Below are 15,187 nucleotides of genomic sequence, written 5' to 3' on the forward strand. Positions count from 1 at the left end.
AATTCACAGAGGCGGGACAATCCCGCCTTTGCTGATCAAGACAAAGGAAGGCAGCAATGCGAGATATCATCACACTTGCCTGCACCGAGTGCAAGCAGAGAAACTATACAACGACAAAAAACAAGAAGACAACACCGGAAAAGCTGGAACTGAAGAAGTACTGCCGCTTCTGTCGTACGCACACGTCACATAAGGAAACAAAATAATTCGAAAATGAGCCACTCCGCTGTGTGGCTCATTCATGCAGGCCAGTAGCTCTAACGGCTAGAGCACCGGTCTCCAAAACCGGGTGTTGTGGGTTCGAATCCCTCCTGGCCTGCCATTTTTTTAAAAACCTAATTACTGTGGGGTGGCACGAGTGCTGGTAAAGACCAAAAATTTTTTGGAGGAAGTGAGAGCTGAGTTGGGTAAGGTTACCTGGCCTGCCCGCAAGGAGACCATTTCTACAGCATGGGTTGTTGTAGTGATCATTGTCTTGATCTCCCTTTATCTTGGCGCTTGTGATGTTGTCCTGGCCAAGCTGATCAGGTTCATACTCCGCTAGAGGACTCACAATGGCTCATAAATGGTACGGTGTACATACCTACTCCGGCTTTGAAAATAAAGTCAGGTTGTCGCTCCTGGAGCGAATAAAAAACCTTGGCCTTGAGGAAAAGTTTGGTGAAGTTCTCATTCCCTGTGAAACAGTTGTCGAGTTGAAGAAGGGTGAGAAGCGAACCTCGTCCCGTAAGTTCTTCCCTGGATATATCCTTGTTAATATGGAGCTCGATGACGACACCTGGCATGTCGTCAAGGAAACTTCAAAGGTTACCGGTTTTGTCGGAGGCAATAATCCTTTTGCCATTCCAGATGAGGAAGTAGCAAAAATAACCCAGCGTATGGAAGAGGGAGCCGAGAAGCCACGGCCCAAGGTTCTTTTTGAGGTTGGTGAGACCGTCAGGGTTATTGACGGACCTTTTCTTAATTTTGCCGGGGTTGTAGAAGATGTGAAACCTGAAAAAGGCAAGCTTAGGGTCATGGTTAGTATATTCGGCAGAGCTACCCCTGTGGAGCTGGAATTCATGCAGGTCGAAAAACAATGACTCTGGCACTACCTGCGACCTGAAGATATAAATTGATTTAAGGAACAGATAAAAGGAGTCTAGTAATGGCTAAAAAATCACTGGATATATCAAGCTTCAAGTACCGGCCGGTAAAGCAAACCCTGCCCCGCCGATCGGTCCTGCGCTGGGTCAGCACGGCGTAAACATAATGGAATTCTGCAAGGCCTTCAATGCCAAGACTCAGGCAGACGAAGGCACAATTACTCCTGTAGTGATAACTGTTTATGCGGACAGGTCATTTACGTTCGTCACCAAGACACCCCCGGCTTCTGTTCTTATTAAAAAAGCGCTTGGTATCGAAAGCGGTTCAAGCGTGCCCAACAAGAATAAGGTCGGAAAACTGACGAAGGCCCAGGTGCAGGAAATTGCTTCGAAAAAAATGCCCGACCTGAACGCCGCCAGTCTTGAAGCCGCCATGAAAACCATTGAGGGAACCGCTCGCAGTATGGGCGTTGAGATTGTATAGATAAAGAGAGGGTGAAAGAAATGCCTACCAGTAAAAAACTTAAAGACGCTCTTGCCAAGGTTGACAGGAGCAAAAGTTATACCCTTAATGATGGCCTTGAACTGGTGAGAAGTTCTGCCTACGCCAAATTCACCGAAACTGTAGACGTGGCTGTCAGGCTTGGCGTTGACCCGCGGCATGCCGATCAGATGGTCCGTGGTGCAGTTGTTCTTCCCAACGGTCTCGGCAAGGAAGTCCGGGTTCTTGTTTTCGCCAAGGGTGAAAAAGAGAAGGAAGCACGCGATGCAGGAGCAGATTTCGTTGGCGCCGATGACCTGGTTGCCAAAATCCAGGAAGGGTGGTTCGAGTTCGATACCGCCATTGCCACACCCGACATGATGGGTGTTGTCGGTAAAATCGGTAAACTTCTGGGCCCACGTGGCCTGATGCCGAACCCTAAGGTAGGCACCGTCACTTTCGATGTGGGCCGGGCCGTTAACGAATCCAAATCCGGCAAGGTCGAATTCAGGGTGGAGAAAGCCGGTATCATTCATGCTCCTGTTGGCAAAGTCTCTTTTGAAACAGACAAGCTAAAGGAAAACATCCTTGCTCTGATCGATGCGCTGGTCAAATCGAAGCCGTCTGCAGCAAAAGGAACCTATATCAAGAAAATCAGTGTCTCTTCCACCATGGGACCTGGTGTGAATCTTGACGTGTCTGACGTATCCTCACAGGTAATATAAATATAGTTTTGCCAAAGTCAAAGACAGTAGGTGTTGCCGCATGCATGGCAACATAAACAGGAAACTGGCCTACCGAGACTGGCGGTAGTTGAAGGAATTGCATCATTTCCCGATACTTCCTGACTTTGGCGGGGTAAACCACCCGAAACCAAAAGAAAGGAGGAAGGCGCTTGAATAAAGAAGGCAAACACCAACTTGTAACCGAAGTACACGACAAGCTCCAACGTGCGAAAGCCGTTTTTCTTGCTGATTTCCGCGGCATGAATGTGGGGCAGGCCACCGAACTCAGGAATGAGCTTCGCAAGGCTGCTGTCGAGTTCAAGGTTGTCAAAAACACACTGCTGGAACTGGCGTCGAAGGGGACCGACAAAGAGGCATTGAATCCCTACTTTGCCGGACCGACTGCTGTAGCCATTACTTACGACGATCCTGTCGCAGCAGCAAAGGTCCTGTCCCGTTTCGCCAAGGAAACGACCAATCCGTTCACCTTGAAAGCCGGCGTGCTCTCCGGCAAAGCCATCAGCCCAGCCGACATCCAGGCATTGGCCGATCTGCCCAGCCGTGAAGTACTTATTGCAAAAATGCTCGGCTCAATGCAGGCACCCGCCACCAACTTCGTTGGCGTACTTGCAGCCGTACCGGGCAGCTTTGTCCGTGCACTTAATGCAATCCGGATTCAAAAAGAAGGCAACTGATACTTTAAAAACAAATTCGTATAAATATTCATGGAGGAATAAAAAATGGCTGAAATTACCAAAGCTGATGTAATTAGTTTTATCGAGAAAATGTCTGTTCTTGAGCTTGCGGAAATGGTGAAAGAACTCGAAGAAAAGTTCGGTGTTTCTGCAGCTGCCCCTGTGGCTGTTGCTGCCGTTGCCGGCCCTGCAGCTGCTGAAGCTGCTGAAGAAAAGACTGAGTTTGATGTTATTCTCAAGCTGCCGGCGCCAACAAGATCGGTGTCATCAAGGTTGTTCGTGCACTCACCAGCCTGGGCCTCAAAGAAGCCAAAGACCTGGTTGACGGTGCACCCCAGCCGCTCAAAACCGGCGTTTCCAAGGAAGAAGCCGAAGAGGCCAAGAAGCAACTGGTTGAAGCTGGCGCAGAAGTGGAAATTAAATAAGAATTGCTGTTCCGATTCTTGTTCTAGCCAAGGTCGCCATGTGCGGCCTTGGCTGTTCTATTTTAGTTTGGCGGCCACTCAAGCCGGTTGTCTGGGTCGAAGAGCAAGTAAGAATCCACAGGGTTAAGGCTTTAGGGCGTTGACCAAAGGAGAAGATATGGCTTATTCAATTGCGAATAACCCCCTGTTACGCAAGAACTTCGCCAAAATAAAGAAGATTATCGATATACCAAATCTCATTGACATCCAGAAAAATTCCTACAAGAGATTCCTCCAGTTAGATGTCCCCGCTGAAGCAAGAAAATATTCCGGCCTAGAGGCCGTTTTTAAAAGTGTTTTTCCCATAAAGGATTTTAGTGAAACTGCTTCTCTCGAATATGTTTCCTACTCTTTAGGCATCCCCAAATATGACGTTGAAGAGTGTCATCAGAGGGGAATGACCTTTGCCGCTCCTATGAAGGTTAAGGTCCGGCTGGTTGTCTGGGACGTGAACAAAGAGCCCAGCACCCGCTCCATACGAGACATAAAGGAGCAAGAGGTCTATTTTGGCGAAATCCCGCTGATGACCGAGAATGGAACCTTCATTATAAACGGAACTGAGCGTGTCATTGTCAGTCAGCTCCACCGCTCTCCCGGCGTTTTTTACGACCACGACAAAGGTAAGACACATTCCAGCGGCAAGGTATTGTATTCTGCACGGGTAATCCCGTACAGGGGGTCGTGGCTTGATTTCGAATTTGATCATAAAGACATACTTTATGTGCGCATAGACCGCCGCCGCAAGATGCCGGCCACAGTGCTCCTCAAAGCTCTTGGGTACTCGACGGACGAGTTGCTCAACTTCTTCTACAAAAGTGAAGAGATAAACTTTGCCGGGGAGAAACTGACCAAGGTGGCAGACCCTGAACTTCTTACTAATCAGAAGGCAGCCATCGATATTGTTGACCCGGCAACCGGGGAAGTTCTGGTGAAGGCAAATCGCAAGTTCACCAAGGCGCCATCAGAAAGATGGCAGAGCATGGCATAAAGTACATTCCCATTACCATCGAAGAACTTGTCGGCAAAATTTCTTCCCATGACATTGTAGATCCCTCCACGGGGGAGATCGTTGCCGAATGCAACGAGGAATTGACCCAGGCAAAGCTTGAAGAGATCAAGTCGAAAGGGATCAACACCTTTAAGGTATTGTTCATAGATAATCTGCATGTGACCTCATCATTCCGTGACACGATCATTATCGACAAGATCGGTTCCACCGATGATGCACTGATCGAAATATACAGACGCTGCGCCCTGGAGACCCCCCACACTGAAGAGTGCCCTGTCGCTGTTCGAAAACCTCTTTTTCAATCCGGAGCGGTACGATCTGTCTGCAGTTGGCCGATTGAAGCTCAACTACAAGCTTGGTCTTCAGGTGCCGCTGGACTGCATGACGTTGACCAGGGAAGACGTACTTGAGGTTGTCCGTTACCTCATCGATCTCAAGAACGGCAGAGGGAACATCGACGACATCGATCATCTTGGCAATCGCCGTGTTCGTGCCGTTGGCGAGTTGCTGGAAAATCAGTACCGGATTGGTCTTGTTCGTATGGAGCGCGCCATCAAAGAGAGGATGAGCCTGCAGGAAGTTGAGAACCTCATGCCTCACGACCTGATCAACTCCAAACCGGTCTCGGCTGTGGTGAAAGAATTTTTTGGTTCTTCCCAGCTTTCCCAATTCATGGATCAGACTAACCCTCTTTCCGAGGTTACCCACAAGCGGCGTCTTTCGGCTTTGGGACCAGGCGGTTTGACCCGTGAGCGTGCCGGCTTCGAGGTACGTGACGTTCATCCCACCCATTATGGCAGGGTTTGCCCCATTGAGACCCCGGAAGGTCCGAATATCGGCCTCATTGCGTCACTGTCAACCTATGCCAGGATCAATGAGCACGGCTTCGTAGAAACCCCCTACCGGCTGGTCCAGGAAGGGAAAGTTACCAATGAAGTCCGGTTTTTCTCTGCCCTTGAGGAAGAAGGTCATGCCATAGCCCAGGCCAATGCAGAGGTGGACAAGGATGGCCGTTTCGTCGCCGACTATATCTCTGCCCGCAAAAGCGGCGAATTCGTTCTCGTCGGCAGGGACGAACTGGAGCTGATGGATGTTGCCCCAATGCAGTTGTTTCCGTTGCCGCATCACTGATTCCTTTTCTGGAAAACGACGACGCCAACCGTGCTCTTATGGGTTCCAACATGCAGCGTCAGGCCGTGCCCCTGCTCAGAGCCGATTCTCCATTGGTCGGTACCGGCATGGAGCGTGTCGTGGCAAGGGATTCCGGTGTTTCCGTCGTTGCACGCCATAATGGTGTCGTTGAGTCGGTAGATGCTTCCCGCATCGTCGTCAAGATCGACGAGGATGAATATGATGAAACCGGCACCGGTGTGGATATCTACAACCTCATCAAGTTTGCCCGTTCCAACCAGAACACCTGCATCAATCAGCGGCCCGTTGTGAAAATAGGGGACCATGTCAAGCGGGGCGATGTTATTGCCGATGGTCCTTCCACCGACATGGGTGAACTGGCTCTGGGTCAGAACGTTCTGGTCGCCTTCATGCCATGGGGTGGCTACAACTTCGAGGACTCCATTCTCATCTCCGAGCGGCTGGTGAAGGATGATCGTTATACATCAATCCATATTGAAGAATTCGAATGCGTCGCCCGTGACACCAAGCTGGGCAAAGAAGAGATAACTGCCGATATACCGAACCTTGGTGAGGAAACGCTCAAGGATCTGGATGAGTCGGGCATCATACGCATCGGTGCCGAGGTAAGGCCAGGCGATATACTGATTGGAAAAATTACTCCCAAGGGGGAAACACAGCTTTCCCCGGAAGAGAAACTCCTGCGTGCAATTTTCGGCGAAAAAGCAGGTGATGTGCGTGACACCTCGCTGCGTGTTCCCCCGGGTGTAGAAGGTACGGTCATCGGCGCAAAGATCTTCTCCCGCAAAGGGGCGGACAAGGACGCCCGTACCGAATTGATCGAACAGGCAGAAGAAAAGAAACTGCGTAAGGATGAGCAGGACGAAATCCGCATCATCCGAGAGTCTGCGGTAAGCAAACTGAAAAAGCTGCTGGTAGGCAAGACGGCGGCTGTTAAGGTTGAAGGTAAAGACGGCAAGATACTGATCGTCAAAGGCAAGGCCATCTCCGAAGAGGCTCTGAGCTCGATTCCTATCGACAGGTGGGACGAAATCTCCGTTGCTGATGATGAAAGTGCCGATGACAAGGTGGCTCAGATCCTGTCCACCCTGAATCAGCAAATTGATATAATCAAGTATGTTTTCGACGACAAGGTGCAGAAGCTCAAGCGTGGCGACGATCTGCTCCCGGCGTTATCAAGATGGTAAAAGTTTACATTGCCATCAAGCGCAAGCTGCAGGTAGGTGACAAGATGGCCGGCCGCCACGGGAACAAGGGTGTTGTTTCCCGTATCCTTCCCGAAGAAGACATGCCCTATCTTGAGGATGGCCGCCCTGTCGAAATCGTGCTGAACCCTCTGGGTGTTCCGTCACGTATGAACGTGGGGCAGATTCTTGAGACCCACCTGGGATGGGCAGCCAAAGGTATTGGCTGGCAGATCGAGGAGATGCTGGAGAAGAACTCCGAGAAAACCAAGATCAAGACCTATCTGAAAGAAGTCTACGGCAACAAGGAGATGAATAAATTCCTTGATACCCTGGATGATGAAGAGCTGAACAATGTGGCCAAGCGCCTCAAGCGTGGCGTGCCTATGGCTTCACCTGTTTTCGAAGGTTCATCGGAAGAAGGCATCCGGGAAATGCTCGGCAAGGCCGGCTTTGCCCATACTGCCCAGGTTACTCTCTATGATGGCAAATCAGGCGACGCATTCAAGCATAAGGTCACCGTCGGCGTCATGTACGTGCTGAAGCTGCACCACCTGGTCGATGACAAGATCCATGCCCGTTCCATCGGGCCTTACAGTCTGGTTACCCAGCAGCCTCTTGGCGGCAAAGCCCAGTTCGGTGGGCAGCGTCTCGGGGAGATGGAGGTTTGGGCAATGGAGGCATACGGTGCTGCCTATGCACTCCAGGAATTCCTCACTGTCAAGTCTGACGACGTGGCAGGACGTACCAGGATGTATGAAGCGATAGTCAAGGGCAAGCATACCCTTGAGCCGGGACTTCCGGAATCCTTCAATGTTCTTATCAAGGAACTGCAGTCCCTGGGACTGGATGTTGAGCTCCTTGAAAATGAGGAAGACTGACCGTCAGGCCTTTGGACGCAACAAAACAAATTTATGGTTATAACTCCTAAACAACGAGGAGGAATATATTTTGGAAGATATCTTTAACTTTTTCGATAAACCGAAGGATCCGCTTCATTTTTCTGCCATCAGAATCTCTGTCTCTTCCCCGGAAAAGATCCGGGAAAGATCATTCGGCGAGGTTAAAAAGCCGGAGACCATTAATTACCGGACATTCAAGCCGGAGAGGGATGGCCTTTTCTGTGCAAAAATTTTCGGACCCACCAAGGATTACGAGTGTAACTGCGGCAAATACAAGCGGATGAAACACCGCGGCATTGTCTGTGAGAAGTGTGGGGTCGAGGTCATTCCCTCTAAAGTCAGGCGTGAAAGGCTGGGCCATATCGACTTGGCGACGCCTGTTGCCCACATCTGGTTTCTCAAGTCTCTCCCTTCGCGGATAGGGAACCTGATGGACATCACCCTGAAGGACCTGGAAAAGGTTCTCTATTTTGAAGCATATGTGGTTACGGATCCTAAAAACACCGGCATGCCTTTTGCCCAGGTTTTTTCTGAAGATCAGTACCTGAAGGCAATGGAAGAATATAACGGCCAGTTTGAGGCTGGAATGGGGGCAGCAGCAATCAGAGAGTGCCTCATGTCCATGGACCTGGATGTGTTGGCCGAGCAGCTCCGTGTTGAAATGCTTGAAGCTACCAGCGAAGCCAAGCGGAAAAAAACCGCCAAGCGCCTCAAGGTTGTCGAAGCATTTAAATCTTCCGGCAACAAGCCCGAGTGGATGATCCTTGAATGTATCCCGGTTCTCCCTCCTGAACTTCGCCCCCTGGTTCCCCTGGATGGCGGTCGCTTTGCCACTTCCGATCTCAACGATCTCTATCGCCGGGTAATTAACCGTAACAATCGTCTGAAACGGCTTATGGAACTGCAGGCACCGGAAGTCATCATCCGCAATGAGAAGCGGATGCTGCAGGAGGCCGTGGATGCCCTTTTCGACAACGGTCGTCGGGGACGCGCCATAGCAGGACCTAACAAACGTCCTCTCAAATCACTTTCCGACATGCTGAAAGGAAAATCAGGCCGTTTCCGCCAGAACCTGCTCGGTAAGCGTGTCGACTACTCCGGCCGTTCAGTTATTGTTGTCGGTCCTGAACTGAGGCTGCACCAGTGCGGCCTGCCCAAGAAGATGGCCCTTGAGCTATTCAAGCCTTTCATCTACAACAAGCTTGAAGAAAAAGGCTTTGTCACAACTATCAAGAGTGCCAAGAAAATGGTGGAGAAAGAGCGTCCTGAAGTCTGGGACGTACTGGAAGAGGTGATCAAGGAGCATCCGGTCATGTTGAACCGCGCTCCGACCCTTCACCGTCTCGGTATCCAGGCATTCGAGCCGGTACTCATCGAGGGTAAAGCGATCCAGCTACATCCGTTGGTATGTACCGCCTTCAACGCTGACTTCGACGGTGACCAGATGGCTGTTCATCTCCCCCTGTCCGTTGAGAGCCAGGTGGAGACCCGTGTTCTCATGATGAGCACCAACAATATTCTTTCACCGGCCCATGGTAAGCCGATCATTGTACCTTCACAGGACATGGTCCTCGGCATCTACTATATGACCAGGGAAAAGTTCTTCGCCAAAGGGGACGGCAAGATCTTCGCTTCCCAGGACGAGGTAAGGATTGCACTCGACGCTGACGAGGTGGATCTCCAGGCGAGAGTTAAGGTTCGTCTGAAGAACCTCGCTACTGACGAAAAGCCGCAACTTGTGGACACGACGCCCGGCCGCGTCGTTCTCAGGGAGATTCTGCCGGATGAGGTCCCCTTTGCCACCATCAACAAAGTAATGACCAAGAAGGAGCTTTCCAACCTGGTGGACGTTTGCTACCGCCTTGCCGGTAATAAGGAAACCGTTATTCTTGCCGACAAGCTGAAGTCCATCGGTTTCCGCTATTCGACCATCGCCGGTATCTCCATCAGCATCAACGATATGGTTATTCCCGAAGGGAAAACGGCCATTATCAACAGGGCATCGGAAGATGTCAAAGAGATCCAGAATCAGTATACTGAAGGTCTTATTACCGACGGCGAACGTTACAACAAGGTTATCGATATCTGGGCGAAATCTACCGAAGAAATCGCCAAAGAGATGCTGGACAACCTCTCCCGGGATATTGTCCATGCTCCTGATGGTAAAGAGGTCAAGGTTCCTTCCTTCAACGCCATTCACATGATGGCTGACTCTGGTGCGAGGGGTTCGGCACAGCAGATTCGCCAGCTTGCCGGTATGCGTGGTCTCATGGCCAAGCCGTCTGGCGAAATTATCGAAACGCCGATTACTGCCAATTTCCGTGAAGGTCTTACGGTTCTCCAGTACTTCATCTCCACCCACGGTGCCCGTAAGGGTCTTGCCGACACCGCGCTCAAAACAGCCAACTCCGGATATCTGACGAGACGTCTTGTTGACGTTGCCCAGGATGCCATCATTACTGAGCCTGATTGCGGCACGCTGGATGGTCTGGTTGTTTCTTCCCTCACCGAGGGTGGCGAGATCATCGAACACATCGGAGACAGGATTCTGGGGCGGGTCGCGCTGGATGATATCCTTGACCCGGTTACCGGTGATGTGCTGGTCGCTTCCAACGAAGAAATCGATGAAACACTGGTTCAGAAAATAGAATCGGCGGGTCTGGAAAAGGTGAAAATACGTTCGGTGTTGACCTGTCAGAGCCGGCGCGGTATTTGCGCCAAGTGTTATGGCCGCGACCTTGCCAGAGGGCATTTGGTCAACATGGGTGAGGCCGTTGGCGTCATTGCTGCCCAGTCCATCGGCGAGCCTGGAACCCAGCTCACCATGCGTACCTTCCATATTGGTGGTACCGCTTCGAGACGAGCGGAGCAGACTTCACTGGAAGCACGCACCGAAGGTAGCGTCAAGTTCATCAACATCAACTATGTCACCAATACTGACGGTCATCACATCGTTATGAATCGTAACGGTGAGCTGGCAATCGTAGATGAGACGGGCCGTGAGCGCGAAAAATACTCTATTCTTTATGGTGCCAAAATCAAGGTCAATGTCGGTCAGGTTATCAAGCAGGGTGAAGCCATCGCTGAGTGGGACCCTTATACCATGCCGATTTTGACGGAGATTGCCGGTAAGGTTAAATTTGGAGATATAATTGAAGGTGTCTCCATGGAAGAGCAGGTTGACGAGGTTACCGGCCTGTCCCGTAAGGTTGTAGTTGAATCCCGTGATGCAGATAAGCGTCCGCGCATTACCATCAAGGATGAAGCCGGCAAGACTGCAAAGATCAACGAAACTACCATGGGCCGTTATTATCTGCCGGTGGGAGCAAACATCACCGTTCAGGAAGATGCTGTTGTCAATGCCGGTGACGTCATTGCCAAGATTCCACGTGAGACTACGAAAACAAAGGATATCACCGGTGGTCTGCCAAGGGTTGCCGAGCTTTTCGAAGCGAGAAAGCCCAAGGATTTCGCCGTTATAACTGAGATTGACGGTGTCGTCACCTTTGGTAAGGATGCCAAGGGTAAGCGCAAAGTTATTGTTACCCCGGAAATGGGTGAGCCAAAAGAATATCTTATCCCGAAGGGCAAGCATATCAGTGTCCACGAAGGTGACCATGTCAGAGCAGGCGAAGCTCTCATGGATGGTTCCTCCAACCCCCATGATATCCTCAGGTTCTTGGGCAGAAGGAACTGGCCAAATACCTCGTTGATGAGGTCCAGGAGGTATACCGACTCCAGGGGGTCAAGATAAACGACAAGCATATCGAAACAATCGTCCGCCAGATGTTGAGAAGGGTCCGCATCAAGGACGTGGGCGATACTACACTCCTGATTGATGACCAGCTTGAGCGTTATATTTTCGAGGACGAAAACGAAAGAGTTCTCGATAAAGGTGGTAAGCCCGCCATAGCAGAGCCTCTGCTGCTTGGTATCACCAAAGCCTCACTGTCTACCGAGTCTTTTATCTCGGCAGCATCCTTCCAGGAGACAACAAAGGTGTTGACACAGGCTTCAATAGAAGGTAAGATCGACGGTCTTCGCGGGCTTAAGGAAAATGTAATAATGGGGCGGTTGATTCCTGCTGGAACGGGTCTTGCCCGTTACAGAAACTTGAAGCTGGTTGCCGAGGAGCCGGTAGCTACTCCTTCTGAACACGTGGAAGAAGTGGCCGCGGGTTAGGTTCGATCTTCAAAAAAAATCTAGTTGTTTGAGAAAAAGCTTGACAAGCGAAAGTTAAATTGTTATTTTCATCGCTTCCGCAGGGAGACCCCTGTGCATGAAGCATGCGAGAGGTAGTTATGCCAACCATTAATCAGTTGATCCGTATTGGCAGGGAGAGCAAGAAGGACAAGTCCACTGCTCCTGCCTTGAAGTGTTGTCCGCAGAAACGTGGCGTTTGTACCAGGTCTATACCACTACGCCGAAAAAGCCGAACTCGGCTCTCCGCAAGGTGGCAAGGGTGCGTTTGACGAACGGGATTGAGGTCACTTCCTATATTCCTGGGGTTGGTCACAATCTTCAGGAGCACTCCGTTGTTCTTATTCGCGGCGGAAGGGTAAAGGACTTGCCGGGTGTCAGGTATCATATAGTGCGTGGAACGCTTGACTCGGTTGGTGTGAAGGACCGTAAGAAGAGTCGATCCAAGTATGGTGCCAAAAGACCGAAGTAAACGATCAATTTGAGGGGTTAGGTATGCCAAGAAGAAGAGAAGTGGCTAAAAGAGTGATATTGCCGGATCCTAAGTATGGGGATCGGGTTGTTGCCAAGCTGGTCAATATTATCATGTTTGATGGCAAGAAGAGTACAGCGGAAAGGGCTCTTTATGGTGCTCTTGAGATAGTCAGCGAAAAGGTGAATGAGGAGCCGGTCAAGATTCTGAAGAAGAGTCTTGATAATATTAAGCCCATGCTGGAGGTTAAATCCAGGAGTTGGTGGTTCCACCTATCAGGTGCCTGTCGAGGTTAGGGCGGAGCGTAGGGTTTCTCTTGCCATGCGTTGGCTGGTTAAGTATGCCAATGACAGATCGGAGAAGACTGTTACGGATAAGCTTGCCGGTGAAATTCTGGATGCCTATAACAACCGTGGCGCAGCGGTCAAGAAACGCGAAGATACGCACAAGATGGCCGAAGCCAACAGGGCTTTTGCTCACTACCGCTGGTAGTTTTATATAGATAGTATTTTGGGGGTTTAAGTGGCACGCTTGGTATCGTTGGAAATGACACGCAATATTGGGATTATGGCTCATATCGATGCCGGTAAAACGACAACGACAGAGCGTATCCTTTACTATACTGGTGTTTCGCACAAGATTGGCGAAGTTCATGATGGGGCTGCCACCATGGACTGGATGGAACAGGAGCAGGAGCGTGGTATCACTATTACTTCTGCTGCTACAACGTGTAACTGGCGTGATCATCGAATAAACATAATCGATACGCCGGGTCACGTGGACTTCACCATTGAGGTCGAGCGTTCATTGCGCGTGCTTGACGGTGCTGTTGCTGTATTCTGTTCTGTTGGTGGCGTCGAGCCGCAGTCGGAAACCGTATGGCGTCAAGCTGATAAATACGGAGTTCCGCGTATCGCCTTTATTAACAAAATGGATCGTATTGGCGCTGATTTCTTTCGCGGCGTCTCCATGATCAAGGATCGCCTCAAAGCGAATCCTGTTCCTATTCAGCTTCCGGTCGGCAAGGAGGATACCTTTAAGGGTATTATTGATCTGGTGACCATGAAGGCGATTATCTGGGATGAAGAGTCTCTTGGTGCTACCTTTCAGGAAACCGAGATCCCCGCAGCGGACCTTGAGCTTGCTCAGGAGTACCGTGAAAAGATGATCGAGGAGCTTTCAAGCCATGACGATGTATTGATGGAGAAATATATCGGTGGGGAAGAGCTTTCCAATGAAGAAATCATGGCTGCGATCCGCAAATCAACTATTGCCATCCAGATTATTCCTGTTATCTGTGGATCTGCTTTTAAAAACAAGGGGGTGCAGAATCTTCTTGACGCAGTCATAGATTACATGCCTGCACCAACTGATATTCCTGCCATCAAGGGTATCGATGCTAACACCGAAGAACCCATCGAGCGCAAGGCGGCTGACTCCGAGCCCTTCTCTGCTCTTGGTTTTAAGATCATGACAGACCCATTTGTCGGACAGCTCTGCTTTTTCAGGGTATATTCGGGTGTCCTTAACTCTGGCTCCTATGTCTACAATGCGACCAAGGGCAAGAGAGAGCGTATCGGCCGGATCCTTAAGATGCATGCCAATAAGCGAGAAGAGATCAAAGAAGTCTATGCAGGGGATATTGCCGCTGCTGTTGGTCTTAAATATACCACTACCGGTGACACTCTTTGTGTGGAAGACAATCCGGTTATTCTCGAATCCATTGAATTTCCTGAGCCGGTTATTTCAATCGCCATAGAGCCAAAAACTAAAGCTGATCAGGAAAAATTGGGCCTCAGCCTGCAGAAGCTTGCATCGGAAGACCCTTCCTTCAGAGTCAAAACCGATGAAGAGACAGGTCAGACCATTATTTCCGGTATGGGTGAGCTTCACCTTGAGATCATTGTTGATCGTCTCATGCGTGAATTCAAGGTAGAAGCGAATGTGGGCAAGCCTCAGGTTGCATACCGCGAGACCATAACCAAAAAGGTCAAGGTGGAAGGCAAGTTCGTTCGACAGTCTGGTGGCCGTGGTCAATACGGTCATGTTTGGCTGGAGCTTGAACCCCAGGAGCCTGGCAAAGGCTATGAGTTTGTCGATGCAATTAAAGGCGGGGTTGTTCCCCGTGAATATATTTCATCTGTTGACAAGGGTATACAGGAGGCAATGGATACCGGCGTCATGGCAGGTTTCCCGGTTGTCGACTTCAAGGTAAGTTTGGTTGATGGTTCTTATCACGAGGTTGACTCTTCCGAAATGGCTTTCAAGATAGCCGGTTCCATGGGCTTCAAGGAAGGGTGTTCAAAAGCATCTCCCGTCCTGCTCGAACCGATTATGTCTGTAGAGGTTGTTGTCCCGGAAGACTATATGGGGGATGTCATCGGCGATCTTAATTCGCGCCGTGGCCGTATTATGGGGATGGAATCTCGCGCCGGAGCCCAGGTGGTCAATGCTATGGTGCCTTTGGCCCAGATGTTTGGCTATTCAACCGATCTCCGTTCGGCTACTCAGGGTCGTGCAACATACAGCATGACATTCGATCACTATGAGCAGGTACCGAAATCAGTGGCCGAAGAGATAGTTGCGAAGGTAAAAGGATAAGCAATTCCTATACGAGGGAGGGTAGCAATATGGCAAAAGCAAAATTCGAAAGAACCAAACCGCATGTAAACATAGGCACCATCGGGCACGTTGACCACGGCAAGACCACCCTGACCGCCGCCATCACCAAGGTACTGGCAGGCAAAGGCCAGGCAGAATTCAAAGCCTTCGACCAGATCGACAATGCACCCGAAGAGCGAGAGCGTGGTATCACCAT

The 15,187-nt window shown here is 50.4% G+C and carries 8 protein-coding genes, 1 tRNA gene and 5 pseudogenes; all 14 read left to right on the top strand.

Annotated features, from left to right (window positions below; translation table 11 throughout):
* Positions 1–56 precede the first annotated feature (56 nt).
* A complete protein-coding gene (gene rpmG / locus JCM15764_RS20065) occupies positions 57–206 on the top strand; it encodes a 50S ribosomal protein L33 (protein ID WP_012648707.1) in 150 nt (49 codons plus the stop codon).
* 39 nt (positions 207–245) lie between these two features.
* Positions 246–322: transfer RNA gene (locus JCM15764_RS20070), tRNA-Trp, on the top strand.
* 36 nt (positions 323–358) lie between these two features.
* Positions 359–544: a preprotein translocase subunit SecE gene (secE, locus tag JCM15764_RS20075; protein ID WP_012648706.1), complete on the top strand. Its 186-nt coding sequence runs from the start codon at positions 359–361 to the stop codon at positions 542–544.
* A 10-nt stretch (positions 545–554) separates the two neighbouring features.
* Positions 555–1,082 carry a transcription termination/antitermination protein NusG gene (gene nusG, locus JCM15764_RS20080; RefSeq protein WP_012648705.1) on the top strand — a complete coding sequence of 176 codons (528 nt, stop codon included), beginning with the start codon at positions 555–557 and terminating at the stop codon, positions 1,080–1,082.
* Between the two features lie 76 nt (positions 1,083–1,158).
* Positions 1,159–1,569, top strand: a complete 411-nt coding sequence (gene rplK / locus JCM15764_RS20085; protein ID WP_054698693.1) for a 50S ribosomal protein L11 — start codon at positions 1,159–1,161, stop codon at positions 1,567–1,569.
* Between the two features lie 20 nt (positions 1,570–1,589).
* On the top strand, positions 1,590–2,291 hold the full coding sequence (rplA, locus tag JCM15764_RS20090; RefSeq protein WP_012648703.1) for a 50S ribosomal protein L1: 702 nt from the start codon (positions 1,590–1,592) through the stop codon (positions 2,289–2,291).
* A 170-nt stretch (positions 2,292–2,461) separates the two neighbouring features.
* Positions 2,462–2,986 (top strand): 50S ribosomal protein L10, encoded by a 525-nt coding sequence (gene rplJ / locus JCM15764_RS20095; protein ID WP_012648702.1) that lies wholly within the window; start codon positions 2,462–2,464, stop codon positions 2,984–2,986.
* Positions 2,987–3,031: 45 nt separating this feature from the next.
* Positions 3,032–3,411 (top strand): annotated as a pseudogene (gene rplL, locus JCM15764_RS20100) (50S ribosomal protein L7/L12).
* 157 nt (positions 3,412–3,568) lie between these two features.
* Positions 3,569–7,676 (top strand): annotated as a pseudogene (gene rpoB, locus JCM15764_RS20105) (DNA-directed RNA polymerase subunit beta).
* A gap of 70 nt (positions 7,677–7,746) precedes the next feature.
* Positions 7,747–11,879: pseudogene (gene rpoC, locus JCM15764_RS20110) on the top strand (DNA-directed RNA polymerase subunit beta').
* 119 nt (positions 11,880–11,998) lie between these two features.
* A pseudogene (gene rpsL, locus JCM15764_RS20115) lies at positions 11,999–12,369 on the top strand (30S ribosomal protein S12).
* Between the two features lie 23 nt (positions 12,370–12,392).
* Positions 12,393–12,861 (top strand): annotated as a pseudogene (rpsG, locus tag JCM15764_RS20120) (30S ribosomal protein S7).
* A gap of 30 nt (positions 12,862–12,891) precedes the next feature.
* Positions 12,892–14,970, top strand: coding sequence for an elongation factor G (gene fusA / locus JCM15764_RS20125; protein ID WP_054698697.1), 2,079 nt, complete (start codon positions 12,892–12,894; stop codon positions 14,968–14,970).
* Positions 14,971–14,999: 29 nt separating this feature from the next.
* A partial coding sequence (locus JCM15764_RS20130; protein ID WP_243689498.1) for a GTP-binding protein occupies positions 15,000–15,187 on the top strand: 188 nt, incomplete at its 3' end.

The sequence above is a fragment of the Geotalea toluenoxydans JCM 15764 genome (assembly GCF_001311985.1).
GTDB classification, from domain to species: domain Bacteria; phylum Desulfobacterota; class Desulfuromonadia; order Geobacterales; family Geobacteraceae; genus Geotalea; species Geotalea toluenoxydans.

Coding starts and splice junctions, on each gene's coding strand:
- rplA (WP_012648703.1), top strand. CDS start 1,590: ATGCCTACCAGTAAAAAACTTAAAGACGCTCTTGCCAAGGTTGACAGG.
- rpmG (WP_012648707.1), top strand. CDS start 57: ATGCGAGATATCATCACACTTGCCTGCACCGAGTGCAAGCAGAGAAAC.
- nusG (WP_012648705.1), top strand. CDS start 555: ATGGCTCATAAATGGTACGGTGTACATACCTACTCCGGCTTTGAAAAT.